The sequence below is a fragment of the Methylobacterium carpenticola genome (genome assembly GCF_042748905.1).
GTDB classification, from domain to species: domain Bacteria; phylum Pseudomonadota; class Alphaproteobacteria; order Rhizobiales; family Beijerinckiaceae; genus Methylobacterium; species Methylobacterium carpenticola.
Genome location: NZ_JBHZEO010000001.1, coordinates 3,373,092 through 3,399,699, shown reverse-complemented (window position 1 = coordinate 3,399,699; position 26,608 = coordinate 3,373,092). Strand labels below are relative to the sequence as shown.

The 26,608-nt window shown below is 72.9% G+C and carries 24 protein-coding genes; 14 read left to right on the top strand and 10 right to left on the bottom strand.

Annotation, left to right across the window (positions count from 1 at the left end; translation table 11 throughout):
- Positions 1–3: 3 nt before the first annotated feature.
- Positions 4–912, bottom strand: coding sequence for a LysR family transcriptional regulator (locus tag ACE101_RS15985; RefSeq protein WP_379131245.1), 909 nt, complete (start codon positions 910–912; stop codon positions 4–6).
- A gap of 131 nt (positions 913–1,043) precedes the next feature.
- On the opposite strand from ACE101_RS15985, the gene ACE101_RS15980 reads away from it, so the two are divergent.
- The 3 genes from ACE101_RS15980 (at position 1,044) to ACE101_RS15970 (ending at position 3,339) form a co-directional block, all read left to right on the top strand.
- A complete protein-coding gene (locus ACE101_RS15980) occupies positions 1,044–1,973 on the top strand; it encodes a ring-cleaving dioxygenase (RefSeq protein WP_379131243.1) in 930 nt (309 codons plus the stop codon).
- 73 nt (positions 1,974–2,046) lie between these two features.
- Complete coding sequence (locus ACE101_RS15975) at positions 2,047–2,655, top strand: alpha/beta hydrolase (RefSeq protein WP_379131241.1); 609 nt, start codon at positions 2,047–2,049, stop codon at positions 2,653–2,655.
- A gap of 102 nt (positions 2,656–2,757) precedes the next feature.
- Positions 2,758–3,339 carry a pyridoxamine 5'-phosphate oxidase family protein gene (locus ACE101_RS15970; RefSeq protein ID WP_379131238.1) on the top strand — a complete coding sequence of 194 codons (582 nt, stop codon included), beginning with the start codon at positions 2,758–2,760 and terminating at the stop codon, positions 3,337–3,339.
- Between the two features lie 31 nt (positions 3,340–3,370).
- On the opposite strand, the gene glgA is transcribed toward ACE101_RS15970, so the two are convergent.
- Positions 3,371–4,915: a glycogen synthase GlgA gene (gene glgA, locus ACE101_RS15965; protein ID WP_379131236.1), complete on the bottom strand. Its 1,545-nt coding sequence runs from the start codon at positions 4,913–4,915 to the stop codon at positions 3,371–3,373.
- A 212-nt stretch (positions 4,916–5,127) separates the two neighbouring features.
- On the bottom strand, positions 5,128–6,750 hold the full coding sequence (locus tag ACE101_RS15960; protein WP_379131233.1) for an alpha-amylase family glycosyl hydrolase: 1,623 nt from the start codon (positions 6,748–6,750) through the stop codon (positions 5,128–5,130).
- 468 nt (positions 6,751–7,218) lie between these two features.
- On the opposite strand from ACE101_RS15960, the gene ACE101_RS15955 reads away from it, so the two are divergent.
- Positions 7,219–9,741 (top strand): glycogen/starch/alpha-glucan phosphorylase, encoded by a 2,523-nt coding sequence (locus tag ACE101_RS15955; RefSeq protein WP_379131231.1) that lies wholly within the window; start codon positions 7,219–7,221, stop codon positions 9,739–9,741.
- A 106-nt stretch (positions 9,742–9,847) separates the two neighbouring features.
- Here ACE101_RS15955 and ACE101_RS15950 read toward each other — a convergent pair whose 3' ends face one another.
- The gene (locus ACE101_RS15950; protein ID WP_379131229.1) at positions 9,848–11,002 is read right to left on the bottom strand and encodes a DUF2252 family protein; all 1,155 of its coding nucleotides are present in this window, start codon (positions 11,000–11,002) and stop codon (positions 9,848–9,850) included.
- Positions 11,003–11,105: 103 nt separating this feature from the next.
- Complete coding sequence (locus tag ACE101_RS15945) at positions 11,106–12,200, bottom strand: methyl-accepting chemotaxis protein (protein WP_379131227.1); 1,095 nt, start codon at positions 12,198–12,200, stop codon at positions 11,106–11,108.
- 280 nt (positions 12,201–12,480) lie between these two features.
- Between ACE101_RS15945 and ACE101_RS15940 the strand changes: the two genes are divergently transcribed.
- Complete coding sequence (locus ACE101_RS15940) at positions 12,481–14,121, top strand: GMC family oxidoreductase (protein ID WP_379131224.1); 1,641 nt, start codon at positions 12,481–12,483, stop codon at positions 14,119–14,121.
- Between the two features lie 113 nt (positions 14,122–14,234).
- Here the strand turns inward: ACE101_RS15940 and ACE101_RS15935 are convergent, their stop codons facing one another.
- Positions 14,235–14,687, bottom strand: coding sequence for a phospholipase A2 family protein (locus ACE101_RS15935; RefSeq protein WP_379131222.1), 453 nt, complete (start codon positions 14,685–14,687; stop codon positions 14,235–14,237).
- 295 nt (positions 14,688–14,982) lie between these two features.
- On the opposite strand from ACE101_RS15935, the gene ACE101_RS15930 reads away from it, so the two are divergent.
- From ACE101_RS15930 to ACE101_RS15895, 8 genes are all read left to right on the top strand, one after another.
- Positions 14,983–15,903 carry an NAD(P)H-dependent oxidoreductase gene (locus ACE101_RS15930; protein WP_379131220.1) on the top strand — a complete coding sequence of 307 codons (921 nt, stop codon included), beginning with the start codon at positions 14,983–14,985 and terminating at the stop codon, positions 15,901–15,903.
- Positions 15,904–16,050: 147 nt separating this feature from the next.
- The gene (locus tag ACE101_RS15925) at positions 16,051–17,274 is read left to right on the top strand and encodes a glycosyltransferase family 2 protein (RefSeq protein ID WP_379131217.1); all 1,224 of its coding nucleotides are present in this window, start codon (positions 16,051–16,053) and stop codon (positions 17,272–17,274) included.
- A gap of 37 nt (positions 17,275–17,311) precedes the next feature.
- A complete protein-coding gene (locus tag ACE101_RS15920; protein WP_379131214.1) occupies positions 17,312–18,466 on the top strand; it encodes an acyl-CoA dehydrogenase family protein in 1,155 nt (384 codons plus the stop codon).
- Positions 18,466–19,203: a PIG-L deacetylase family protein gene (locus tag ACE101_RS15915; RefSeq protein ID WP_379131211.1), complete on the top strand. Its 738-nt coding sequence runs from the start codon at positions 18,466–18,468 to the stop codon at positions 19,201–19,203. The genes ACE101_RS15920 and ACE101_RS15915 overlap by 1 nt, the downstream gene beginning before the upstream one ends.
- Complete coding sequence (locus ACE101_RS15910; RefSeq protein WP_379131210.1) at positions 19,200–19,790, top strand: SAM-dependent methyltransferase; 591 nt, start codon at positions 19,200–19,202, stop codon at positions 19,788–19,790. Before ACE101_RS15915 ends, ACE101_RS15910 begins: the two co-directional genes overlap by 4 nt.
- 427 nt (positions 19,791–20,217) lie before the next feature.
- Positions 20,218–20,457: a hypothetical protein gene (locus ACE101_RS15905; RefSeq protein ID WP_379131208.1), complete on the top strand. Its 240-nt coding sequence runs from the start codon at positions 20,218–20,220 to the stop codon at positions 20,455–20,457.
- Between the two features lie 176 nt (positions 20,458–20,633).
- Positions 20,634–21,584 carry a 3-hydroxyacyl-CoA dehydrogenase family protein gene (locus ACE101_RS15900; protein WP_379131206.1) on the top strand — a complete coding sequence of 317 codons (951 nt, stop codon included), beginning with the start codon at positions 20,634–20,636 and terminating at the stop codon, positions 21,582–21,584.
- Positions 21,585–21,668: 84 nt separating this feature from the next.
- Complete coding sequence (locus tag ACE101_RS15895; protein WP_379131203.1) at positions 21,669–22,673, top strand: glucokinase; 1,005 nt, start codon at positions 21,669–21,671, stop codon at positions 22,671–22,673.
- On the opposite strand, the gene ACE101_RS15890 is transcribed toward ACE101_RS15895, so the two are convergent.
- The 3 genes from ACE101_RS15890 to ACE101_RS15880 all read right to left on the bottom strand — a co-directional run bounded on the left by ACE101_RS15890 (position 22,631) and on the right by ACE101_RS15880 (position 24,959).
- Positions 22,631–23,926 (bottom strand): adenylate/guanylate cyclase domain-containing protein, encoded by a 1,296-nt coding sequence (locus ACE101_RS15890; RefSeq protein ID WP_379131200.1) that lies wholly within the window; start codon positions 23,924–23,926, stop codon positions 22,631–22,633. The two genes, ACE101_RS15895 and ACE101_RS15890, sit on opposite strands and share 43 nt — an antisense overlap.
- Positions 23,927–23,986: 60 nt before the next feature.
- Entirely contained in the window at positions 23,987–24,400 is a 414-nt protein-coding gene (locus tag ACE101_RS15885; RefSeq protein WP_379131198.1) for a VOC family protein, read from the bottom strand.
- 70 nt (positions 24,401–24,470) lie between these two features.
- Positions 24,471–24,959 carry a YciE/YciF ferroxidase family protein gene (locus ACE101_RS15880; protein ID WP_379131195.1) on the bottom strand — a complete coding sequence of 163 codons (489 nt, stop codon included), beginning with the start codon at positions 24,957–24,959 and terminating at the stop codon, positions 24,471–24,473.
- 160 nt (positions 24,960–25,119) lie between these two features.
- Here ACE101_RS15880 and ACE101_RS15875 point away from each other — a divergent pair, with 160 nt between their 5' ends.
- The gene (locus tag ACE101_RS15875) at positions 25,120–25,512 is read left to right on the top strand and encodes a hypothetical protein (RefSeq protein WP_379131192.1); all 393 of its coding nucleotides are present in this window, start codon (positions 25,120–25,122) and stop codon (positions 25,510–25,512) included.
- 97 nt (positions 25,513–25,609) lie between these two features.
- On the opposite strand, the gene ACE101_RS15870 is transcribed toward ACE101_RS15875, so the two are convergent.
- A complete protein-coding gene (locus tag ACE101_RS15870; RefSeq protein WP_379131190.1) occupies positions 25,610–26,473 on the bottom strand; it encodes an outer membrane protein in 864 nt (287 codons plus the stop codon).
- Between the last annotated feature and the right edge of the window lie 135 nt (positions 26,474–26,608).

Below are 26,608 nucleotides of genomic sequence, written 5' to 3'. Positions count from 1 at the left end.
CGGTCATGACGCCCAGGGCGCCGCCGCGAAGTGCCGCTCGATGAAGGAGATCAGCGCGGCGACCCGGGCCGGGCGCAGAGAGCCGGGCGGCATCACGAGGTTGAGGGCGATGGGCGGGGGCGCCCAGTCGGTCATCACCCGCTCCAGCCGGCCGGCGGCCAGCTCCTCCCAGATCAGGAAATCCGGCTGCACCGCGAGCCCGAGGCCGGCGAGCAGGGCAGGGGTGAGCGCGTCGGCGTTGTTCGCCCGCAGGCGGCCGGACGGCGTCACCGCCACCTCGCCGCCGGGGCCGGCGAAGTGCCAGCGGTCCGGGTTCGGCAGGTAGGCGTAGCCGAGGCAGACGTGGCGGGCGAGGTCGTGCGGATGCGCCGGCCGGCCCGCCCGGTCGAGATAGGCGGGGGCCGCCACGAGGGAGCGGCGCACCCCGCACAGGCGCCGCACCCGCAGCGAGGAATCCGCGAGCGCCGCGATGCGCAGGCCGAGATCGAAGCCCCCGCCGACGAGATCGATCAGGGCGTCGGCGAGATGCAGGTCGACGGCTACTTCCGGATAGGCCGCGAGAAAATCCGGCAGCACCGGCGCGAGGTGCTTCAGCCCGAAGGACATCGGCGCGGCCACCCGCACGAGCCCCCGCGGCTCGCGGGCGCCGGCTTGGGCATCCGCCTCCGCCGCCTCGCCCGCCGCGAGGATCCGGGCGGCGCCGTCGAGGGCGGCGCGGCCCGCCTCCGTGAGGGCGAGGCGCCGCGAGGTGCGGTGGAACAGGCTCGTCCCGAGCCGGGCCTCCAGCCGGCTCACCGCCTTCGACACGGTGGCGGTGGACAGGCCGAGATCGGTGGCCGCCCGCGAGAAGGAGCCGATCTGTGCCACCCGGGCGAACACCGCCCAGGCCTCGAAATCGGGAAGCGCGCCCATCAGTCAATTCCGGAAACGATGTCTTTCCATCGTTTCCGTTTCGCGCCGAAAGGGCAACTCCTAAATTCCGCCTCGACCCGATCGGGACCGCGGAGCCGGTCCCCCGAAACCCAGTTCCCATGGAGGCAGACATGACCGCCACCGGCCTGCACCACGTCACCGCGATCTCCGGCCCCGCCCGCCGCAACCTCGACTTCTACACCCGGGTTCTCGGCCTGCGCCTCGTCAAGAAGACCGTGAACTTCGACGATCCGGGCACCTATCACCTCTATTACGGCGACGAGACCGGTCAGCCCGGCACGATCCTGACCTTCTTCCCCTGGGAACACGTGGCGCCGGGCCGGATCGGCGTCGGCGAGACGCAGGAGACCGCGTTCCGCGTGCCGCAGGGGTCGATCGGCTACTGGACGCACCGCTTCATCGCGGCCGGCGTGCCGCACGAGGCGCCCGCGAAGGTGCTCGGCGAGACCGTGCTGCCCTTCCGCGATCCCGACGGGATGCCGCTCGCGCTCGTCGGTGTCGCCGGGGCGGAGGCGGAGCCCGCCTGGACCGGCGGCGACGTCCCCGCCGAGCACGCGATCCGCGGCTTCCACGGCGTCACCCTGCTCCTGCGCGAGGCTGCGCCCACGGCCGCGATCCTCACGGACGCGCTCGGCCTGCGCGAGACCGGCCGAGAGGGCGTGCTCACCCGCTTCAGCGGCAGCGCGGGTCGCGGCGGCCACGTGACGATCCGGGCGGTCGGCGATTTCCTGCGCGGCCGGCCGGGGGGTGGATCGGTCCATCATATCGCGTTCCGGGCGGCCGATGACGCCGCCCAGGCCGCGATGGTGAGCCGCCTGACCGAAGCGCACGGCCTCGCCGTGACCGAGCAGCGCGACCGCAACTACTTCCGCTCGGTCTACTTCCGCGAGCCGGGCGGCGTGCTGTTCGAGATCGCGACGGACAGCCCCGGCTTCGCGGCCGACGAGCCCGTCGCGACCCTGGGCGAAGCGCTCAAGCTGCCGTCTTTCCTGGAGCCGCACCGCGGCGAGATCGAGCGCGTGCTCCCGGCCGTCGCCTGACGCCGCCCCGCGCGGGCCCGCTCCCCTCACCGGGGGCGGGCCCCGCCGTCCCGGTCCACATCGAGGATTCCCCATGACCGCCCTGTCCTTCATCCATCGCCACGAGCCCGCCTCCGGCCCGGACCGGGCTCCGCTCCTCCTCCTCCACGGCACCGGCGGGGATGAGGGCGATCTCCTCCCCCTCGGCCGCGCCCTCGCGCCCGGCGCGGCGCTGCTGTCGCCCCGCGGGCCGGTCCTGGAGAACGGGATGCCGCGCTTCTTCCGCCGGCTCGCCGAGGGCGTGTTCGACGAGGCGGACCTGCGCCGCCGGGCCGCCGACCTCGCCGGCTTCGTCGGGCAGGCCCGCGAGGCCTACGGGCTCCCGGCGCCCGTGGCGGTGGGATTCTCGAACGGCGCCAACATCGCGGCGGCCCTGCTGCTGCTGCATCCGGGCGTGCTGGCCGGCGCCGTCCTCCTGCGGGCGATGGTGCCGCTGGCGGACCCGCCCGCCGCCGACCTCGCCGGCACCCCGGTGCTGATTCTCTCCGGGGCCCTCGACCCGATCGTGCCCGCGGCCAATGCGGCGCGGCTCGCCGGGATGCTCCGGGAGGCGGGGGCGGCTGTCACCCACGAGGTGCTGCCGGGCGGGCACGGGCTGATGCAGGCGGACCTCGTCCGGGCGGGGGCGTGGCTCGCGCGCTGATCCGTGATTGCTGCGCCGGTTGAAAGAGTGTCGTGTCGAAGGCGGCCATTCCGCCGGTGGGAGTGCGGATCCATCTTGACGTCTCCCACCGGAGGAGCGGCCATGCGACGCTTTCACGAAACCCTGTTCACCCCGGCGGTCCGCGCCGGGCAGGAGCGGCTCGGCTCACCCTACGCGGCGATGCCGCGCGAGCCCGATGCCGCTCCGGCCGACGCCGCGCTCACGCCGGCCGAGGCCGCCTTCCTCGCCCGGCGGGACAGCTTCTATCTCGCCAGCACCTCCGAGGATGGCTGGCCCTACATCCAGCACCGCGGCGGCCCGCCGGGCTTTGTGCGGGTGATCGACCGGACAACCCTCGCCTGGGCGGAATTCGCCGGCAACCGCCAGTACATTTCGCTCGGCAACGTCGCGGCGAACGACCGGGTGGCCCTGTTCTTCATGGATTACCCGGCCCGGCACCGGCTGAAGCTCCTCGGCCACCTGACGATGCATGAGCCGGCGGAGCGGCCGGATCTCGCCGCCGCGGTGGCGCTCGACGCCTACCGGGCGCGGATCGAGCGCGTGGCGGTGGTCGAGGTGGCGGGTTTCGACTGGAACTGCCCGCAGCACATGACCCCGCGCTTCACCGCCGCCGAGATCGAGGCGGCGATGGAGCGGCGGCGGCGGGAGATCGCGCCGGGGTAGCGACCGCCCGGCTTCCCGCCACCGCGCCGGATCAGGCCGCGGCGCGGGCGCGCAGCAAGTCGCCGCCGTTGCCCATCGTGCGGGCATAGAGCGCGCTGTAGCTCGACGCCGCCTGATCCCAGCCGAAGGTGCGGGCCATCGCGGTGCGGCGCATGGTGTTGAGCTGGCGCTTCGAGGCGAAGGCGTCGAGGGCGCGGCGGATGGCGCCCGTCAGGCCCTTCAGCGTCGCCTCGCCGAACAGGAAGCCGGTGACGCCATCCTCCACCGTATCGGCCAATCCGCCGGTGCGGTGGGCGATCGGCAGGGAGCCGAAGCGCTGGGCATACATCTGGGAGAGGCCGCAGGGCTCGAAGCGCGAGGGCATCAGCAGGAAGTCGCTGCCCGCGAACATCCGGTGCGCGTCGGTCTCGTCGAAGCCGATCCGCACGCCCACCGCCCCGGGATGGCGCCGGGCGAGGTCGGCGAAGGCGCTCTCGAAGCGCGGCTCGCCCTGGCCGGTGACCACGAGCTGGCCGCCCTCCGCCACGATCGATTCCGCCGCCGCGAGGGTCAGGTCGACGCCCTTCTGATGGACGAGCCGCGAGACGATCGCGAAGAGCGGGCCGCGGGAGACGCCGAGGCCGAAACGCTGGCGCACCGCGTCGGCATTGGCGCGCTTGCCCTTCCAGTCGTCGGGCTCGAAGGACGTGGCCAGATGCGGGTCGGTGCGCGGGTCCCAGATCTCGTCGATGCCGTTGAGGATGCCGGTGAGCCGGCCCTGCTGGGCGCGGGTGCGCAGGAGCCCGTCGAGGCCGCAGCCGGATTCCGGCGTGGTGATCTCGTAGGCGTAGGTCTCGCTCACGGTGGTGACGTGGGAGGCGTAGAACAGACCCGCCTTCAGGAAGGAGAGCTTGCCGTAGAACTCGACGCCGTCGATCTGGAAGGCGCTCTCCGGCACGCCGAGGCAGCCGAGATTCTCGCGCGGGAACAGGCCCTGATAGGCGAGGTTGTGGACGGTGAGGATGCTCGGCACCCGCAGGCCCTGCCAGGCCAGGTAGGCGGGGGCGAGGGCGGTCTGCCAGTCGTTCAGGTGCAGCAGATCGGCCTGCCAGTCCGGATCGGCGCCCATCGCGAGTTCCACGGCCGCGAGGCTCAGGCGCGCGAAGCGCAGGTCGTTGTCCGGGAAGTCGCCGCCCTGGTCGCCGTAGGGCGAGCCGGCGCGGTCGTAGAGCTCGGCGTTGAGCAGCACGTAGACCGGCAGGCCGTCCCCGGTCTCCACGAGGCCGAGGCTGGAGGGCGGCAGGCCGTCCCGGCCGGGAAGCTGGGCGACCACCGGGATGTCGGCGTAGCGCTCGACCACCTGCCGGTAGCCCGGGATCAGGATGCGCACGTCGTAGTGCTGGCGGAGCGCCCGGGGCAGGGCCGCCGCCACCTCGCCGAGGCCGCCGGTCTTGAGGAAGTCCGCCATCTCCGGCGTCGCGAACAGGATGCGCTGGCGCAGCGATCCGCGCGATGAATCCGGACGAGGGATGATGGGCGGACGGGACGAAGACGGCGACGCAGAACACACCGAGCGCACGTACGCCGATCCCGTCATCGATAGAGCCCCCACGCCGCGGGCCGCAAGGATGCTGGCGGACGTCGCCACGGCGCCTGTTGTCAGTCCGGCAACGCGCAGGCACGCGACCGGTTCCGCCGCATTGCACAATATCGCGATCGGGCCGGATTTCAAGACCAAAGGCGAAATCGACGAGAAAAAACCGAAATATTCCTCGCCAAGCGGGGCAATTTACGAAGCTTTCCTGGAGATTAACTTGGATCAAGCGTGGCCGTCGGCGGCGCGAGCGGCTCCCTCAGGAGAACGAGGGCCTCGTCTCCCGCAAGTGCGAGATGGCCGTCCCGGGGCCTCTCGCCGATCCGGCTTCCGGAACTCGACAGCAGCACGCGCCAGCCGTTTTCGGCGGGCAGGGGGACGGTGCAAGCCGCATGCCCGAAATTCAGCAGCATGCGCAGGACCTCCCCGTCATGCTCCCGCTCGTAGACGAGGACGTCGTCCTCCACCGAGACCGCCCGGTAGGCGCCGAGGCTGAGCGCCGTGTGCTCGCGCCGCAGGGCGAGGAGGCGCCGGTAGAGGGTGAGGATCGAGCCCGGATCGTCGCGCAGGGTCTCGACGTTGCAGGTCGCGGCCCGGGGATCGAGGGGGAGCCAGGGCTCCGCGGCGGAGAAGCCGGCCCCGGGACTCGCCTCCCATTGCATGGGCGTGCGCGCCGGGTCGCGGCCGCGGCCGGGCTCGTTGCGCTCCCAGGGGTCGCGGGCGCGCTCCGGCGGGATCGGCACCTGGGCGAGGCCGATCTCGTCGCCGTAATAGAGCGTCGGGGTGCCGCGCAGGGTGAGCAGGAGCACGGCGGCGACCCGGCCCTGGGGGGCGCCCACCCGGGCGGCGATGCGCGGCTGGTCGTGGTTGCCGAGCACCCAGTTGGGCCAGCCCCCCGGCGGCAGCGCCGCCTCGTACTCGGCCACCAGGGCGGCGATGGTCTCGGCGTGCCAGCGCGTCTGGATCAGCTGGAAGTTGAAGGGCAGGTGCGCGCCCGACAGGTCGACGCCGTAATAGGCCATCAGCCGTTCCAGGGGCAGGTAGATCTCCCCGATCAGCACCCGCTCGTCGTAGCCGTCGAGCACCGCCCGCATCTCGGCGATGACGTCCATCACCTCCGGCTGGTCGGCGGAGTAGAGGGGGGTCAGGCTGTTGATCGCGGCATCGCCCGGGACGTAGTCCGGATTCGGCGGGTTGTCCCGCAGCGCCTCGTCCTTGATCAGATGCCAGATCACGTCGACCCGGAACCCGTCGACGCCGCGGTCGAGCCAGAAGCGCAGCACGTCGAGCATCGCCCGGCGCACCTCTGGATTGCGCCAGTTGAGGTCGGGCTGCTCCTTCAGGAAGGCGTGGTAGTAGAACTGGCCCGTGGCCGGATCCCGCGTCCAGGCCGGACCGCCGAAATTGCTCACCCAGTTGTTGGGGGGCGAGCCGTCGGGCTTGGGGTCGCGCCAGATGTACCAGTCGCGCTTCGGGTTGTCGCGCGAGGACCGGCTCTCCCGGAACCACGGATGCTCCACCGAGCTGTGGTTCGGCACGAAGTCCATGATGACCTTGAGCCGGTGGCGATGGGCCTCCGCCACGAAGCGGTCGAAATCCGCGAGCGTGCCGAAGAGCGGGTCGATGTCGCAGTAATCGGAGACGTCGTAGCCGTAATCGGCCATGGGGGAGCGGCAGACCGGCGACAGCCAGACCGCGTCGACCCCGAGCCACGCGAGGTAGTCGAGACGAGCCGTGATCCCCTTCAGGTCGCCGACGCCGTCGCCGTTCGCGTCCTGGAAGGAGCGCGGATAGACCTGATAGACGGTCCCGGTCTTCCACCAGAGTTCACCGGGCATGGCTCGGCTCCGTTTCTGCGGCCTTCGGGGGATCGGGGAGAGCGGTCCGGCGGGTGATCGCGCAAAGCCGCCCCGCGCGGACCTCCGCAAGCAAGCCCGCAAGGCGGCGCGGGTTCCCGCAGCGGCTGGAGGTTACCGCGGACGCGTGACGGTTGGCCGACGGGGCGGCCGGGCGGAACCCCGCTCCGGGGGCGACGTTCCCCAGGGCGAAGGCCGCCGGGGTCATGCGCCGCCGGGGTCATTCATGGCCGCTTCATCCCGGACCGGCCACAGTCGTGACCTGTTTCGATGTCACGTGTCGCCCCGGCCACACGCCGGGAGACTCGACCACAGAGTCTCCGGCCGGCTCGACACATAGACCTTAAGGTCACACGATACCACAGATGGGCTGTTGGTTTGCCGCTCATAACGCGACATAGAGCGCGATGCGGCGAAGACTTCACCGGCAGCGATCGAAGGGGGTTTGAGGTGCTGAACGAAGTTCTACTCGCAGGGGATCGCCGCAGCGACGTCGCCTTCGCGGACGAGCCGCGGTCCGACTGGCGCCCCCCGGCGCCCGCCGCGGCGCCGAGCGCCGATGCGGTGACGCTCCTGCGCGATGCGATCCTGAGCAAGCTCGCCTACGTGATCGGCCGGTCGCCGGCCACCGCGCGCGACCGCGACTGGTTCGCCGCGACGGCGTTCGCCCTGCGCGACCGGGTGATGGATGCCTGCCTCGCCTCCGCGACGCCCCCCGTGCCGCAGAAGCGCGTGCATTACCTGTCGCTCGAATTCCTCATCGGCCGCCTGCTCTCCGACATGATGGGCAATCTCGGCCTCACCGAGACGGCCCGCGCGGCCCTGGCGCAGCTCGGGGTCGATCTCGACGCCATCGCGGGCGCCGAGCCCGACGCGGCGCTGGGCAATGGCGGCCTCGGGCGGCTCGCCGCCTGCTTCATGGAGAGCATGGCGAGCCTCGCCATTCCGGCCTACGGCTACGGCATCCGCTACGACCACGGCCTGTTCCGGCAGGTGATCGAGAACGGCGTCCAGCGCGAGGTGCCGGAGACCTGGCTCGCCGAGGGCAACCCCTGGGAGTTCGAGCGGCCGGATTCGGCCTGCTGCGTCGGCTTCGGCGGCGAGGTCAGCATGACCGTGCTGCCGGACGGCGCCATCCGCCGGGTCTGGCGCCCGGCCGAGATCGTGCGGGCTGTCCCCTACGATACGCCGGTGATCGGCTGGGGCGCCAAGCACGTCAACGTGCTGCGCCTGTGGCAGGCGCGTGCGCCCGAGCCGATCGACCTCGCCCGCTTCAACGGCGGCGACCATGTCGGCGCCATGGCCGAGCGCGACCGCGCCGAGGCGATCTCGCGGGTGCTCTACCCGAGCGACGGCACGCCGGCCGGCCAGGAGCTGCGCCTGCGCCAGGAATTCTTCTTCACCTCGGCCTCGCTGCAGGATCTCGTGCGGCGCCACATCGCCGAGCGCGGCGACCTGCGCACGCTGCCCGACCACGCCGCGATCCAGCTCAACGACACCCATCCGGCCATCGCCGTGCCGGAGCTGATGCGGCTCCTCGTCGACGAGCACGGGCTGTCCTGGGACGATGCGTGGCACGTCACCACGCACACGCTCGGCTACACGAACCACACCCTGATGCCCGAGGCGCTGGAGACCTGGCCCGTCGAGCTGATGGAGCGGCTGCTGCCGCGCCACATGCAGATCATCTACCTCATCAACTGGATGCATCTGGAGCAGCTCTCGAAGCACGGCACGGTCGGCGCGGGGCAGCTCGCCGCGGTCTCGCTCATCGACGAGATGCACGGCAAGCGCGTGCGCATGGGGCACCTCGCCTTCCTGGGCGCACGGCGGGTCAACGGCGTCTCGGCCCTGCATACGGAGCTGATGCGCCAGACGGTATTCGCGCCGCTCCACGCCCTCGACACCGACAAGATCGTCAACAAGACGAACGGCATCACCTTCCGGCGCTGGTTCCACAACGCCAATCCGGGCCTCACCAAGCTCGCGGTCGAGGCGGTGGGCGCGCGGGTGCTCGACGATCCGACGGCTCTCGAAGGGCTCGCCCGGCTCGCCGAGGATGCGGGCTTCCAGGAGCGCTACGCGGCCGTGCGGCGCGAGCGCAAGCAGGCGCTCGCCCGCGTCGTGAAGGAGCGCACCGGCATCGTCATCGATCCGGCCGCCCTGTTCGACGTCCAGATCAAGCGCATCCACGAGTACAAGCGCCAGCTCCTCAACATCCTGGAGACGGTTGCGCTCTACCAGGCCATCCTGGCCGAGCCCGACCGCGACTGGCCGGCCCGGGTGAAGCTCTTCGCCGGCAAGGCGGCCCCGAGCTACCACCAGGCCAAGCTGATCATCCGTCTCGCCTGCGACGTCGCCGAGCGCGTCAACGCCGATCCGACGGTGGCGGGCCGGCTCAAGGTCGCCTTCGTGCCGAACTACTCGGTGAGCCTCGCCGAGGCGATCATCCCGGCGGCCGACCTCTCCGAGCAGATCTCGACGGCGGGCCTCGAAGCGTCGGGCACCGGCAACATGAAGCTCGCCCTCAACGGCGCCCTGACGATCGGCACCCTCGACGGCGCCAATATCGAGATCAAGGAGCATGTCGGGGACGAGAACATCTTCATCTTCGGCCTGACCGCCGCGGGGGTGCGGGCCACCAAGGCCGAGCCCGGCTACGCCTCCCGCGCCATCGCGGCCTCGCCCCGCCTGGAGGCGGCCCTCGACCTGATCGCGACGGGCGGCTTCTCGGCCGGGGAGCCGGGCCGCTACCGCCCCCTCGTCGACGAGGTCTCGGGCGAGGACCGCTACCTGCTCACCGCCGATTTCGACGATTACTGGCGGGCGCAGCGCGAGGTCGACGCCGCGTGGCGCCGGCCGCGGACATGGTGGCGCTCGGCGATCCTCAACACGGCCCGCACCGCGTGGTTCTCCTCCGACCGCACCATGCGGGAATACGCCGAGGAGATCTGGCGGGTGAAGGTCGCCTAGGGCGGGAGAGGCCGCAGAGGCTGGGGCCCTCGGGCCTCATCCCACATCCGCTTGATCCCTTCGGGACGACGGATTTGGACTTCGCTTCGATCAAGCGGGGGCCCGATCACTCCTCCTCGGTGTCGCGGAAGGCCGCGAAATCCGCCTGCACCTGCTCCGCGGCCAGGGTGGCGCTGTGGCGCAGCCAGGTGTCCGGCAGGATCTCCAGATAGGCCCGCAGGGGGCCGGGCCCGCCCACCACGCCGAGATGCACGTTGGCGATCTCGCGCCCCATCGCGTGCACGAGATGGCGCTGATCGGGCACGCCCTTGATCTCGCCGATCTCCACCTTGCGGGCCTCGGGCGAGAGGCGCCGCAGCACCCAGTCGCCGTCGTAGCGCAGCATCGGATCGGGGGCCCGGCAGGCGGCGGCGAGAAGGCGCGCCGAATCCGCGGCCGGATCGGGCCGGGGCGGCTCGCCCAGATGCACCGCCGAGGGCACCGCCGCCTTGGCCTCCCGCGCCGTGAGGCCGCCCTTCCACTCGGCGAGCGCGAGGTAGCGCGGGCGGCCGAGGCTGCCGATGCCGGCCCGCCGCCGGTGGAACTGCACCGGCCCGGCGCCCGGCGGCAGGGCCGCCTCCAGGCGTCGCCGCACGGGGGCCGGGACCTCGGCGGGGTCGAGCCGCTTGCGCGTGCGCAGCTTGCGCCAGACCGCCTGGGCGGCGTCGCCGTTCGCGGCGGCGAGATCGCGCAGCCACGCGTGCCGCTCCTCCAGCACGAAGGGCTCGGGCCCGAAGCGCAGATGGGCCGTGTAGCCCTCCAGGATCGCATCGGCGGATTCCGTGGCGCTCAGCCGGAAGCCGGGGCTGTCCGTCTCCAGGGCGGCACTGGTGGCGAGCCGCACCAGATCGCTGGTGAAGGGCAGGGTGGCCGCCTCGTCGAAATCATTGACGCCCCAGACGAGGCGCCCGTCCGCGTCGCGCCACGTGCCGAAATTCTCCAGATGCGTGTCGCCGATCACCAGCCATGCGGGCGCGACCCGCACCGGCTCGGGCACCGCCGCGAAATGCCGGTGCCAGCGGTAGAAGCTCCCCCGCAGGAAGGCGAAGGGGCTCGCGCGCATGGCCGCGTGCTTGCGCTTCAGGTCCTTGCGGCGCAGCGGGCAATAGGTCTCGACCCAGGCCAGATAGGCCTCGGTCTCGTCGGCGAAGCTCGGGGCGGCGCGGTCCTTGCTGCGATGCTCCTTGCTGCGGCGGTCCTTGCCGCGGAGGTCCTGGCTCATGCGTCACTCGTCGGGGCATCGCGCGCCCGGAGCCGGGCGGGGTCGCATCAGAGCCGCGGGAGCGGCCGCCGCGCAAGGGGCCGAACGGACGCAGCGTCACCCGTCAGCGCGAGCGCGCCTTCCGCCCCGGGTCCTGCTGCTGGATCACGCCATACCAGCCGAGTCCCGCATAGGTCTCGTAGCCCGGCGTGCGGTGGAAGGCCGTGAGCAGGCCGGCCTGGGGATCGTGGTCGAAGCCGCCCGTCCGGCCGCGGGTGTCGAGGCGCAGGACGTCCGCGAGGACGCCGTGCCCGTCCGAGGCGGCGAGCACGCGCCCGCCCGCATCGACCAGGAGGACGCGGGTGCGGTCCTGATCCTGCGGTGCGACCCGCACCCCGGCGACGATGGCCTTCGCCTGCGGCTCCCAGTCGAAATGGATCGCCAGCACCCCGAGCGGGGCCCCGTTCGCGCGGCCCCCGGCGCGGATGCTCGCGCAATAGGTGGCGGCCTGGGCATTGTTCAGCAGGGGCCGCCGCGTCACCTCGGCGGCCCCGTAGGCGTCCCCGCTCGGCAGCGCCGCCGCGCGCCGGAACCACTCCTCCCCGGCCACGCTCGCGCCCCGCACGCCCGGGAAGCGGCCGGGGCGCCCGTTCGCCACCACCGTGCCGGCGGCGTCGCAGATCCACAGGTCGAGATAGACCGTGTAGGCGGACAGGATCACGCCGAGGCGCTCGGTGGCGTGAGCCGCGCGCTCCGGCGAGGGCGCGGCGACGCAATCCACGATGGCGGCGTCGGTGGCCCACCAGCGCACGTCGCAGGTGCGCTCGTAGAGATTGCGGTCGATCAGCTCCACGGCGTTGAGCGCGAGATCGACCAAGCGCTCGCCCTGGGCGGTCTCGGTGAGGCTGCGCATCATGCCCTGCACCGAGGCGACGCGGCCGGCGAGTTCGGCCTCGAGGGTGGTGGCGATCTGCTCCACCTGGGCGCCGACCGCGCGCACCTCCTGCGCCACCACCGAGAAGCCGCGCCCGTGCTCGCCCGCCCGGGCGGCCTCGATGAGGGCGTTGAGGGCGAGGATCTTCACCTGTCCGGTGATCGCCTGGATGGCGCGGGCCTTGTCGGTGACAATCGTGCGGACGTCGTCCGTCTCGCGCGCGACCTGCGCGAGGCTCACGCCGACGGGCTCGTCCCGCGGAGCCGGAATCGTCTTGACCGCCATCTGGCCGCTCGCCCTCTTCCTCTGCGACCGCCATCCTGGCCAGTCGTCGTTGAGGAAGTCTGAAATCCCGGACAGTTCTGGCGGTGCCAAGCGCGAGTTCTCGCGAGAGAAGGCCCGAGTTCCTGCGGTCGGGTGCGGCCCTGTGGGCGGGCTGTCCGGTTGGACGGACGGCAGGACCTTCGCTTCGGCGATCGTCCTGCCGTCGCGCACCGGCCCATTCCGCGCCGGTCCCGGATTGCGCTACACACCTGCGCAAACAAGGCCGATCGCGGGAGGGGACATGGTGGACGTGACGCACGAGGCATCCGAGGATTTCGGGTCCTACGATCACATCGTGGTGGGGGCGGGCTCGGCGGGCTGCGTGCTCGCCAACCGCCTCTCGGCCGATCCGCGCCGGTCGGTGCTGGTGCTGGAGGCGGGGGGACGGGACAACTGGATCTGGTTCCACATCCCGGCGGGCTACCTCTTCGCCATCGGCAACAAGCGGGCGGACTGGCTCTTCACCACGGAGGCGGAGGCCGGGCTGAACGGGCGCCAGCTCGCCTATCCGCGCGGCAAGGTCATCGGCGGCTCCTCGGCCATCAACGCCATGATCTACATGCGGGGACAGGCGGCCGATTACGACGGCTGGCGCCAGCTCGGGCTCGCCGGCTGGGGCTGGGACGACGTGCTGCCCTATTTCCTCAAGCACGAGGACCACATCGCCCCACCGAACGAATTCCACCGCTCCGGCGGGGAATGGCGGGTCGAGCCGCCGCGTATCCGCTGGGCGGTGCTCGACGCGATCCGGGACGCCGCGGAGGCGGCGGGCATCCGCAAGATCCCGGACTTCAACACCGGCGACAACGAGGGTTCGTCGTATTTCCAGGTCAACCAGCGCCGCGGCCGGCGCTGGAGCGCGGCCCGCGGCTTCCTCAGGCCGGCGCTCGGCCGCTCCAACCTGCGGCTGGAGACCGGCGTCCATGTCGAGCGGGTTCTGATCGAGGAGGGGCGCGCCGCCGGGGTCGTGTTCGAGCGCGACGGCCGGCGCTTCCTCGCCCGCGCCCGGGGCGAGGTGGTGCTCGCGTCGGGGGCCGTGGCCTCGCCCAAGCTCCTCGAACTCTCCGGCATCGGCGATGGCGAGCGGCTGCGGGCCCTCGGCATCGGGGTCGTCCACCACGCGCCCGGCGTCGGCGAGAACCTCCAGGATCACCTGCAGATCCGCCCGGTCTACAAGGTCACGGGCGTGCCGACGCTCAACCTCACCTATGCCAACCTCCTCAAGCGGGCCTGGATGGGGGTCGAGTACGCGCTGTTCCGCACCGGACCGCTCACCATGGCGCCGAGCCAGGTCGGGGTCTTCGCCAAGTCCTCGCCCGACTACGCCACCGCCAATCTCGAATTCCACTTCCAGCCCCTCTCCCTCGACAAGTGGGGGGAGGGCCTGCATCCGTTCGGCGCCTTCACGGCGAGCGTCTGCAACCTGCGTCCGTCGAGCCGCGGCAGCGTCCACGCGGCGAGCCCGGATCCGGCCGCGCCCCCGGCGATCCGGCCGAACTACCTCTCCACCGACGAGGATCGCCGCGTCGCGGTCGATTCCCTGAAGCTCGCCCGCCGCATCGTCGCGCAGCCCCCCCTCGCGCGCTACCGGCCCGAGGAGTACCGGCCGGGGCCGGACGTCACCACCGACGACGGCCTGCTGCGGGCGGCGGGCGATCTCGGCACCACCATCTTCCACCCCGTGGGCACGGCCCGGATGGGGCCGGACCATGAGGCGGGCGCCGTGCTCGACGCCCGCCTGCGCGTGCGGGGCGTGCGGGGCCTGCGCGTCGTCGACGCCTCCGCCATGCCGCGGATCACCTCCGGCAACACCAACTCGCCGACCATCATGCTGGCCGAGAAAGGGGCCGCGATGATCCTGGAGGATGCCCGGCAGGCCTGATACGGTTTCCGGACGATCACTTTCGGAAACCGTATGACGAGCCCGCGCGGCGCCTGAGCGAGGCCGGTTTCCGCATCGCGAAGCGATCATCCGGAAACCGTATGAGGCCGCGTCTACTCACCGTTCTCCTCGTCGAAGGCGCCCGGTTCCTCGGGCAGGACCTGCGGCGCCGGGGCGAGGGAGCCGGTGGTGTCGGCGGTCGCCGGCGCCCGGCGCCCGGCCACCTGCGGCGCGGTGGGCATCACGCCGGCGCCCAGGGCGATCATGCCGGCGAGCGCGCGGAGGTCCTCGGGCTGGCGCGGATCGCGCGCGATGCGGTCGGCCTCGCGCGCGAGGCGGGCGTTGCAGGCCGGCGAGGGCAGGCCGCCATCCGGCGTGCAGGCGTCGTGATGGGCGCAGGCCCGGTCGAGGGCGTCGACCGGCGGCAGCGGCGCGTTGTTGCCCGGTCCGCAGTAATTGCCGTGGATCAGCATCGGCGGCATGCGCGGCGCGGGATCGAGCGACTGGGCGTGGACGGGCGCCGTCAGGCCGGCGGCGAGCAGGAGCGACAGGGGCAGACGAACCATGATGCCTCGCGGATGCATGAGACCTCGTGGATGCATGAGACCTCGCGGATGATGGGGGATCGGCCCCGCGGCCGGGCCCGCTCGGCATGACGTGTCGGCATGGCGAGCGGGCCGGGGCGCGGCGGCGCGTGGTCGGCGAGCCAACCGGAGAGCTTCGCTTCCGGTTCCGGCCGCGCTTCCGGACGCTTGAGCGCAGGGTGGCCACGGAACGCCGCCGCGGCCGGCGGATTGGCCGAGGCCGGGTCGGTCCAGTCGCGCACAGCATCGGACCGCCCTGCACGAGAGGGCCACCGCCGTGGATACGCCGAGAGCCGAGACCGAGTCCCTGCCGGTGGAGGAGCGCCCCCTGCAGGTGCTGATCGTCGCCGGCTCCGCCCGCCGCCTCGACGGCTGTCCCGGCCTCGACGGCAAGGCGCGCTACCTGATGCACCGCATGCTCGGGCGCCTGCCGCCCGACTGGCAGGTCGACCACGTCGACATCGGCAACGAGCACGGAAAGCCCAAGATCCAGGGCTGCAACGGCTGCGTCGGGTCCTCCATGGCGCTCTGCGTCTGGCCCTGCAACTGCTACGCCCCGGGAAGCGACCACCAGCCGGACCTGATGTGGAACGAGAAGCTCTATCCGCGCCTCGCCCGCGCGGATGCCTGGGCGATCATCGGCCCGGTCTGGTGGTACGGCCCGACCACGAACCTGAAGGCGATGTTCGACCGCCTCGTCTGCATGAGCGGCGGCAATCCGCGCCCGGACCTGATCGGCAAGAAGAGCACCCTGAAGGCGCAGGCGCTGGAGCGCTCGGCCCTTTGGCGGGACCTCACCCGCAATCATCTTGAGGGGCGCAGCGCCGCCTTCTTCTGCTACGGCAACGAGGGCGGCAACGAACTCGACGGGGATGGCCGCCCCCGCATCCTCGCGCACAAGGTGTGGTTCGATCCCGACCGGCAGCCGTACCGGGGCGAGGAGCGGCTCGCCGATCAGGGCCTCGTCTGGCAGTGCCGCTACAGCGGCATCGAGGTGCCCGATCCCCTCTGGCGGCACGCCACGGTGGGGCTCGGCAAGCCCTGCGCGGACGATCAGGCCGGCGACATGGCGGGCGACGCGGAGGCGATGGCGTGCTTCGGCGCCTGGACGGACGAGTTCGTGCGGCACGTCGCGTCGAAGGGGCGGGTGCCGGGCACCAGCGAGGCCGAGCGGGCCGCCCAGCCCACGACGGCGTGACGCGATCCGCACGATCCGGTCGTCCGCGAACCGATGGCGCGCAATTCCGCCGCAGGCGCGCGGCGGAACCTCGGCCGATCCTGCTCATTGCCGTGCCGCCGGCCATCCTGGACCGGAGTGCCGAGAGCCCGCGTGCCGAGCCTTCCCATGGGTCCGACCGAATCCGCCGCGCGGGATCCCGCCCTCGCCAGCAGCCTCCGGGCCGTCGTCGCCATCCCGGCCCGTAACGAGGCCGAGCGCATCGGCGGCTGCCTGAGCGCCCTCGGGAGCCAGGTCGGGGTCGAGGCCGGCAGCCTCGGCGTCGTGCTGTTCCTCAACAACTGCACGGACGGCACGCCGGACGAGGTCGCCGCCCTGCTGCCCACCCTCGGCTTGCCGGCCCGCGTCATCCGGTGCGACCGTGCCGGGGCGCATGCCGGCTGGGCGCGGCGGGAGGCGATGCAGGCGGCGTCCGCGTGGCTGGACGAGGCGGGGGCGGCGGACGGCGTCCTGCTGACCACCGACGCCGACAGCCGGGTGCCGCCGGACTGGGTCGCCTGCAATCTCGCGGCGATCGCGGCCGGTGCCGATGCCGTCGCCGGGGGCATCGGCCTCGACCCGGAGGAGGCACGGCGCCTGCCCGACGCCCTGCACGCCCTCGGCCGGCTGGAAGCCTGCTACGACGCGCTGCTCACCGAACTCGAAGCCCGCATCGACCCGCTGGCGCACGATCCCTGGCCCCGTCACGCCACCGCCTCCGGCGCGAGCCTCGCGGTGCGCCGTGCCGCCTATCACCGGGCGGGGGGCATGCCGGCCCTCCCGGTCGGGGAGGACCGGGCCTTCGTGGCGGCCCTCCGGCAGAATGGGGCGCGAGTCCGGCACGATCCCGCGATCACGGTCGTCACCTCGGGCCGCCTCGAGGGACGCGCCCCCGGGGGGGCGGCGGACACGATGCGGCAGCGCTGCATGGAGCCGGACGCTCCCTGCGATCCGCGCCTCGAAGCCCTGTCCCGGGCCGTCCTGCGCTATGGCTGGCGACGGCACCTGCGCCGCCTCTGCCTCGCCGGCCGGCTCGACCGGCTCCCGCTCTGGGCGCCCTGGCTCGGCCTTCCGGCGGCGGAGGCCCGCGCGATCGCCCGGCTCGATCAGCCCGAGGCGGTGCTGGCGGCCGTCGAGGCGGCGAGCCCCCGGCTCGCCGTGCGCCCCCTGCGCCCGCGCGACCTCCCGGCGCAGATCCGCCGGGCGCAGACCCTCCTGGTCCTGCTGCGGTCGGCTCCCGCCCTCCGGTGGCCGGGCCTCCCCGGCCGCGCCGGTCCGGCGGTCGAGCGCGCCGCCCGCGGCGGGCCGGTCCCGCCCGCCCCTCGGCCCAGCGAGGGCGTCGGCCATGCTTGAGCCCGGCGACGCCACCTCCCCGCGGGAGCCGGGGACGATGGAGGCAGCGCCTGCGGCGCGATCGGCCGAGGACCTTCTGCGGGCGGCGCGGCGCATCGCGGAGGCGGCCGCCGCCCGGGCCGATGCCGAGGACCGGGACGACGGCTTCCCGGCAGAGGATGTCGCCGATCTCGCCCGGGCGGGGCTCCTCGCCGCGCCGACGCCGCGCGACGCGGGGGGGCTTGGGCTCGGCGAGGAGCCCGGTGCCCATCGGCTCGCAGAGGTTCTGCGCCGCATCGGTTCCGGCAGCCTCGCCCTCGGGCGCCTCTACGAGGGCCACGTCAATGCGCTCCGGCTCGTCGCCCGCTACGGCGATGCGGCCCAGCGCGGGCGGCTGTTCGCCGATGCGCGGGCGGGCCATCTGTTCGGGGTCTGGAACACCGAGCCGCCGGAGGGCGGCCTGACGATCGCGGAGCGCGACGGCGGGCTCGCCCTCGCGGGCTGCAAGACCTTCGCCTCGGGGGCCGGCTTCGTCACGCGTGCATTGGTGACGGCGCGCGCGCCGGGGCAGAGCGCGCCGGTGATGCTCGTCGTGCCGCTTCCGGCCGGCGCCCGCGCGGATCTCTCGGACTGGCGGGCCCAGGGCATGCGCGCCTCGGCGACCGGAACCGTGAGCTTCACTGGGCTCTGCGTGGCCCCGGACGCGGTCCTCGGCAGGCCGGACGACTACCACCGGCAGCCGGATTTCTCCGGCGGCGCGTGGCGCTTCGCGGCGGTGCAACTCGGCGGCATCGAGGCGGTGTTCGACGCGTGGCGCAGCCATCTCGCCCGCACCGGGCGCGGGGAGGATCCCCACCAGCTCGCCCGGCTCGGCGAGGGAGCTATCACCCTCGAAGGCGCGCGCCTCTGGGTGGAGGCGGCGGCCCGCACCGCCGCCGAGGCCCGGCTTCCCGACGACCGCATCGTGGCCTTCGTCAACCTCGCGCGGCTCGCCGTGGAGCGGGCGGGGCTCGACGTGCTGCAACTCGCCCAGCGCTCCGTGGGTCTGCAGGGCTTCCTGCGCGGCCATCCGCTGGAGCGCCTTTCGCGCGATCTCGCCACCTATCTGCGCCAGCCGGCGCCCGACCGGGCGCTCACGGGCGCCGCCGCCGAGATCCTGCGGGCGGAGGGCGCCGCGGGCGATCTCTGGCGCCCCTCGGACGAGGGCGTCTGATGCGGGCCGACGCGTTCCTCGCCGCCGCGGAGGCCCTGCCGTTCGGCGACCTCGACGCCCTGACGCGCGGCGGCGGGCTGGTGGTGGTGGCCCCGCACCCGGACGACGAGAGCCTCGGCTGCGGCGGCCTGATCGCGCAGGCCTGCGCGGCCGGCCTGCCGGTGCGGCTGATCGTGGTGAGCGACGGCGTCGGCTCGCATCCGAACTCGCCGAGCCACCCGCCCGAGCGCCTGCGGGCGGTGCGCGAGGCGGAGACCCTCGCCGCCGCGGAGGCGCTGGGCCTCGCCCGGGAGCATGTCCGCTTCCTGCGCCTGCCCGACCGGTTCGTACCGACCGACGGCGCGGAAGCCGACCGGGCGGTGGCGGCCATCGCCGGGACGGCGCGGGCCTGCGGGGCCGGCGCCGTGTTCGTGACCTGGGCGCAGGATCCGCATTGCGACCACGCGGCGGCGGCGGCTCTCGCCCGGCGCGCGGCCGGCAGCATCGTCGGCCTTCGCCTCTACGCTTACCCGGTCTGGGGCTGGACGCTCCCGCCCGACCGCGAGGTTGGCGGGCCGCCGCGCGGCCTGCGCCTCGCCATCGATGGGCAGGGCCGGGCCAAGGCCGCCGCGATCGCCGCGCACCGCTCGCAGACCACGGCCCTGATCGACGACGACCCGGAGGGATTCCGCCTCGACGCGGCGATGCTCGCCCGCTTCGCGCGCCCCTATGAGATCTTTCTCGAGATGGCGCCGTGAGCCGGCACGCCGCCTCCCTGCCGCCGGATTACTTCGACGCGCGCTATGCCGTCGATCCCGATCCCTGGCGCTTCGCCACCAGCTCCTACGAGCGGGCGAAATACGCCGCGACCCTGGCGGCCCTGACGCGGGAGCGCTACGTGGCGGCCCTGGAGGTGGGCTGCTCGATCGGCGTTCTGACCCACGCCCTCGCCCCGCGCTGCGAGGCGCTGCTCGCGCTCGACGTGGCCGAGGCCGCCCTGGCCCAGGCCCGCGCGCGCTGCGCCGACCGGCCCCAGGTCCGCTTCGCCCGTCGCCGGATCCCCGGCGCGTGGCCGCCGGAGTCCTTCGACCTCGTCCTGCTGTCCGAGGTCGTCTACTACCTCGATGCCGCGGACGTGGCGCACCTCGCCGCCCGCCTCCGTGCGAGCCTGCGTCCGGGCGGGGACGTGGTTCTCGTCCACTGGACCGGCGAGACCGACTATCCCCTCAGCGGCGATGAGGCGGCCGAGACCCTCATCGCCGCGGCGCAAGATTTCCTCGCGGTCACCCACCAGTCCCGCACCGACGCCTATCGGCTGGACGTGCTGCGCCGCGCCGCAAACTGACGGCCGGGTCAGCCTCTCGGGCCGTGAGCCTCTCCTGGCTTCGCACCCGCATGACATGATCTGCCGGTCCTCATGCTGAGTGCTTGCGAACCGAGCCTCGAAGCACTCCGGAAGAGCAATCCAGGAGATGATCGCCTCGGACATGCCGTTCAGGAATGCGTCGAGGGCGCTGCGCGCCACCTCGGAATGAGGATCGGCAGCTCGTGTCATGCGCGGGATTCGACGTCCGTCATCACTCGTCCGGTCTTTATCGTGTCCCGACCCCCGCTGCGGGAGCGCGACGGCACCGGTCCCGCGCTCCGGGCGCGCCCTTGCACGATCGTGCCGCCGCGCCGGCAATCGGCGATATTTTGCAATGCAAAAATTTGTTGTGCAGCGCCGCATCAGATGATTTAATTAAATCAACTGCTGATCACTGGAGGTTCCCATGCTCGTCCGCCGTTCGCTGAGCGCGTCCGCCGCCCTCGCGGTCGCCGCCGCTGCGCTCGCTTCCGCTCCCGTCCGGGCCGACGAGGCGCGCGCCGCGGTGTTCCCGCCGCTCTACCGGGAGATGGCCCGGGACACCCGCGCGGCGGCCCCGATCGCCGGCCTCACCACCACGCCCCAGCCGGTGCCGGCCGCGCCGCGCAAGGCCGAGATCGCCGAGCGGGTCGCCCAGGCCCGCTGACGGCGCTTCGCTTCATCCATCTGACGGGGTCCGAAGGCCGGTGGCGCTCCACCGGCCTTTTGCATGCCGGGTCTGCGGCGCGATCCGGCCTCCGCCCTTGCCGCAGCGCCGATGCCGCCCCAGAGTGCCGCCCGCTCCCGCCGCAGAACGGGGCTGCCAAATGGGGAGGAGATGCGATGAGGCAGATCGCCGTGATCGGCGCGGGCCTGATGGGCCATGGGATCGCGCTGGTGCTGGCGCTCGGCGGGCACCGGGTGCGCATGACCGACAGCCGTCCCGAGACGCTGGAGCAGGTTCCCGGCCTGATGGCCTCCGCCCTCGACACCCTGCGCGAGGCCGGCGCGGTCTCCGCCGACTGGACGCCCGCCCGCCTCGCCGGGGCGGTGCAGCTCACGCCCGATCTCGCCGCCACCGTGGCCGGCGCGGATCTCGTCATCGAGGCGATCACCGAGAACCCGGACGCGAAGCGCGCCCTGTTCGCCGAGCTGGCGCGGCTCTGCCCGCCCGAGACGATCCTCGCCAGCAACACCAGCTATCTCGACGTCTTCCCGCTGATCCCGGAGGAGCGGCAGACGCGCGCCCTCGTCGCGCACTGGTACACGCCGCCCTACATCGTCGATCTCGTCGACGTGGTGCCGGGGCCGACGACCGATCCGGCGGTGGTGGCGGAGATCCGCGACCTCGTGATCGGCCTCGGTCAGGTGCCGATCGTGCTCAAGCGCTTCATTCCGGGCTACGTCGCCAACCGCATCCAGTCGGCGATCTCGGCGGAGGTCTATCACCTCCTCGACGAGGGCATCGCCTCGCCGCGGGAGATCGACGACGCCATCATCCACGGGCTCGCCCTGCGCATCCCGATCCTCGGCCATCTCGCCAAGGCGGATTTCACCGGGATCGAGCTGCTGCGCCACGCGCTGGCCAATGCGAGCTACAGCCCGCCCGTCGCCCGCACCGCCTCGGACTCGCTCGATGCCCTCGCGGCGCAGGGGCATACGGGCGTGATGGCGGGGCGGGGCTTCTTCGATTGGGGCGGGCGCGATCCGGCCGAGCTGTTCCGCGACCGCGACCGGCGCCTGCTCGCCCTGAAGCAGGCCATGAAGACGGTCGGACGGATGGAGGGCGCCTGACCTCGGCGGCGGAGGCCGTCGACCGCGGCCGGAGCGGTGCTATATCGGGTCGGTCGTCCCTCTCGCACGGGAACCCGGTCGTCCATGTTCGATTATCCCGTCCTCATCGGCGATATCGGCGGCACCAACGCGCGGTTCGCGGTCCTGCCGCGGCCCGATGCCGATCCGGTAGCGTTCGACCATCTGCGCACCGCCGCCTATCCGGACCCGAGCGCGGCGATCCGGGCGGCGCTGGCGCAGGGCGCGGCGCCGGCGCCCCGCTCGGCGATCCTCGCCATCGCGGGGCGGGTGGACGGGCCCGCCGTGCAACTCACGAACGCGAACTGGGTGATCGCGGGCGAGCGGATCGGCCGGGATTTCGGCCTGTCCCGCTGCGTGGTGGTCAACGATTACGTGCCGGTGGCGGCCGGCGCCGCCGCCCTCGACCCGGCCGGCGAGGACCGCCGCATCCTGGAGCCGATCGGCCCCGCCCTCGCGCCGGGCCGTGGCTCCCGGCTGGTGCTCGGCCCCGGCACGGGCTTCGGCGCGGCGGCCCTCGTGCCCTTCGGCGAGCAGCTCGCCATCGTCTCGACGGAGGCCGGCCACACGGATTTCGGGCCGAGCGACGCGGAGGAGGCGGCGCTCTGGCCCGCCATCGCGCGGATCGAGGGGCGGGTCACCGTCGAGGCCCTGCTCTCGGGGCCCGGCCTGTCGCGGCTCTACGCCGCCCTCGGCGGGGCCGGGGCCGAGCCGCCGGAGATCACCGCCCGGGGCCTGTCGGGAGAGGATCCGGTGGCGGTCGAGACGCTGCGGCTCTTCGCCAAGCTGCTCGGGCGGCTGTGCGGCGACCTCGCGCTCACCTTCCTCGCCACCGGCGGCGTCTATATCGGCGGCGGCATCGCCCCGCGCATCCTGCCGGTGCTGGAGCGGGGGGATTTCCGCCGGGCCTTCGCGCACAAGCCGCCCTTCGCGGACATGATGGCGGCGATCCCGACCTGCGTGATCACGATCGCGGATCCGGCCTTCACGGGCCTCTCCGCCCTCGCCGCGAAGCCGAAGCTCTTCGCCTATGACGGGCAGGTCTGGTCGAGCGGCACGGCGGCGGCCTGAGGCGGATCGCCGGGATCGAGGGCCACCACGTCGGGGCAATCCTCCTCCCCGGCCCGGCGGGGGAGCCGGCGCGCGGGCGGGCCGCCGGGCCCGAGGAGCCGGGCGAAGCGCTTCGAGGCGGCGAGATCGAGATTCTCGTGCTTGGCCCGGCGCTCGATGCGGGCGAGCGCGTTCATGGCCGGCCCGAGCACCGTGAACTCGGCCCGGTGGCCGTCGTCGAAGACGCCGACCAGCACCTCGCCCGTGTGCAGGGCCGCCGTCACGTCGAGGGCCGGCAGGCCGTTCCGGACGCGGTCCCGGTTGTTGGCGGCGACCCGGCGCCGGATCTCGCCGGCGCAGGCGAGGGCGGCGCGCGCCTGCGCGGCGGGCGGGCCGTCGAGGAACAGGGCGAGCACGCCGTCCCCCACGTACTTGTCGACGATGCCGCCCTGCCCGGAGATCGCCGCGTGGGCGGTGGCGCGGATCTCGAGGAGCCAGCCGGCGACGGCGCCGCCGCCCCAGCTGCGGGTGAGGGTCGAGAAGCCGCGGATGTCGAGGGCGAGGAGGGCGGCGTGCCGGAAGCGCAGGGGCGTGTGGCCGTCCGGGGTCACGAGGTCGATCCCCGCCGGCACGAAGCGGGCGAGCCGGGCCCGCTCCTGTTCGAGGCGCAGGGCCTCCCCCACCGCCCGGCGCAGGCGGGCGACCCCGTCGACCACGAACAGGCTCGCCACCACGAAGGCGAGGAGCCCGAAGATCTGGTGGTTGAGGGTGACGGCCGGCCCGAACGGGGCGAGGTCCGGTCGCAGGATGCCGGCCACCAGCACCAGCCCCCAGGCCGAGGCCACCAGCCCGGCGAAGACGGCGGTCTGCACGATCCGCAGGGACAGGCCGGTTTGCAGCAGGAGCAGGAAGGCGGGCAGGCGGCTCACCATGTCGCCGGCATCGACCGCCTCGTCCGAGCCGGCCATCATGTGCTCGATGACGACGTAGATCGCGAGCGCCGCGTCGAGCAGGGTCGAGATCCAGGACAGCCGCCGGCCGTTCTGATGGCGCTCGGCGAGGACCAGCCAGACCGAACTCGCCGCATAGCCGCCCAGGATGAACCAGTGGCTGCCGGCATGGAGCGAGCCGTCGTGGATCTGCGCCGCCACGAGGAGCAACAGGAAGATCACCAGCCGCAGCGCGACCATGCGGCGGCGGTTCCCGGCGGTCAGCACCGAAGCCAGGGTCTCCCGCGTCAGCCCTTGCGCCGGTCCCCGAACGTGTGCGGTCATGCGCCCGGCTTTACGCGGCGGCCGCGCCGCCGTCGAGGCCCGCCCCCTCCCCGATAAGACCTAATAGCCCTTCCAGAGACCGGGCGTCGCCAGTTCGACGAGATGGCCGTCGGGATCGCGGAAATAGAGGCTGGTGCCCCCGCGCGGCCAAGCCGTGCGCCCCTCGACGCCGATGCCGCTCGCGGCGAGATGGTCCTCCCAATCCGCGAGGGCCTCCGCGGGGATCGCGAAGGCGACGTGGAGCGGCCCGCTCCCGTCATGGGGCGGGATGGTCCCGCCCGGCGTCACGACGGGGTCGAGGGAGCCGCCGCGCGGGAACAGGAGCAGCACCCCGCGGCCGGCCACGTCGAAAGCCCGCATGCGGTGGTCGGCGTGGAGGCAGGGCAGGCCCATGGGACCGCCCCAGAAGGCGGCAGCCCGCTCCAGATCCTCGACGTAGAGAACGGTTTCGAGAACGCCCGCGATCTCAGGCATGGTCATGGTCCCGTGGGAAGCCGGAGGAACGCGCGTCCCTCCGGCCAGGATCCGCAGGCGGCACCCCGCCTTACGCGGCGGCCGGGTTCACCGCTTCCTCGGCGAGTTCGGACAGAACCTCGTCGGTGTTCTCCTCCTCGACAAGGGTCTCCTTCAGCAGCCCCTCGGCCTCGCTGAGGCCGAGCTGGCGGGCCCAGGCGAGGAGGGTGCCGTAGCGGGTGATCTCGTAATGCTCGACGGCCTGCGCGGCGGCGATCAGGCCCGCATCGAGCGCCTCGCTGTCGGCGAACTCGCCCATCACCTCCTCGCCCTCGGCGATGATGCCCTGGATCGCCTTGCAGGTGACGCCCTCGGGCTTCTCGCCGAGGATCCGGAAGACCTGATCGAGACGCTTGACCTGCTCGCGGGTCTCCTGGAGGTGGACGCCGAAGGCGCCGCGCAAGGCTTCCGTCCGCGCCGCCTCGGCCATCTTGGGCAGCGCCTTGAGGATCGCGTTCTCGGCGAAATAGGTGTCCTTGAGCTGGTGAAGGAACAGGGCCTTGAGGTCTTTCCCAGCCATCTTGGTACTCCCGATTAGTATGCACGTCCTCCCGGAAACTCGGGCTTCGGGGGATCGTTCCGGGCGTTTTCGGCCCTCGGGCACCTTGACCCCGGCGATGCGGAAGGGCGTCGTGGGGCATCCGCTCCGCGCTCCCCGTCCCCGCCAGGATGAGCCCGCCATGCCCGCGCTTCCCGACCTTGAGACGATCCTCACGCTGCTGCGGCAGGCCACCGAGAAGGTCCGGGCCGCGACCGCCCGGACGCACGCCGCCGAGGCCCGCGCGGCCCGCATCGCCGCGCAGGTGCGTCCGTTGCTGGATCGGGTCGAGGCCGAGCTGCGCGCGGCGGCCGACCGGGTGGCGGCGGCGCGGCGGGAGGCGGCCGAGGCTCAGGCTCGGCAAGGCGCGGCCGAGGCGATGCTCGCCGTGGAGCGCGAGCGGGTGCGCCGCCTGGAGGCGCAGCTCGCCGGGATGGAGGCCCAGCTGACGCAGATCCGCACGGCCCTGGCGGAGGGTGCATCGCCGGCGCCGCGGACCGATCGCGAGGCCGGATCGGTGGTCGCGCTGCACTGACGCAAGGCGGGGGCAGCCGGCCGGCTCCGCCCCAACGCAAAGAGCCCGGCCTTTCGGCCGGGCTCTCGCGCTGGGTGATCGGGGCCCAGGCTGGATCTTAGTAGGTGCCGAACTTGTAGTTCAGGCCGGCGCGGACCACCGCGAACTCGGTGTCGCGGCGCAGGTTGGCGCCGCTGACCACGACCACGCCCGGGCTCGACGTCGTCACGATGCCGCCCGCGTTGTTCACCGCGAAGGCGCCGTTCAGGCCGTTGCCCCGGTCGAGGTTCACGTAGAGGCCTTCGACCTTCAGCGTGACCGCGTTCGACTTGAAGAAGTTCAGGAACGAGTCGGTGGGCAGGGCGTACTCGACGCCGCCGCCGACGGTCCAGCCGGTCTGGAAGTCGTCACGGTTGGCCGTGCCGAAGTCGCTGCCGCCGCCGCCGCCGTAGGCGAAACCGCCGGTGGCGTAGACCAGGGTCCGATCCCAGGCGTAGCCGAGACGGCCGCGCACGGTGCCGAAGTAGTCGAGGCCCGACAGGCCGTTCGGGTTGAAGACCTGCTGGGCGGCCAGCGGGCCGGTGGCCAGGAAGCGGTTCCGGTCACGGCCGAAATCGGCGTACTGGGCGTCGGCCTCGAGGCCGATCACCACGCCCGAGCCCGGCGTGAACTGGTAGTTGTAGCCGATCTGACCGCCGCCGACGAAGCCGTCGGAGTTGTTGCGGTTCTGGAAGGCGATGACCGTCGGGGCGAGGACGAGGCCGGAGGCCGGGCCGACGCCGATCACGGTCGGGTTGTTGTTGTCGTTGGTGCCGAAGCCGTAGCCGGCGTTGAAACCGGCGTAGAAGCCGGTCCAGGTGAACACCGGCACCGGCGTGAACACCGGCGGGGGAGCGGCCCGGCGCGGCAGATCCGCGGCCAGGGCGGAACCGGCAACGAGCACGCCCGCGAGGGCGGTGGCGCTCTTCAGAAGCGACTTCATGGTTTCTGGTCCTCTCTACATCGCTGCGGGGATGGCCCGGCTGGAAGCCCGACCCTCACCCGAAGCAGTGCCTCGACATATCCCGGCAGCCTTGCGAAAGCTGTGTCCTGGCGACAACGCTGGTGAGGTTCACCG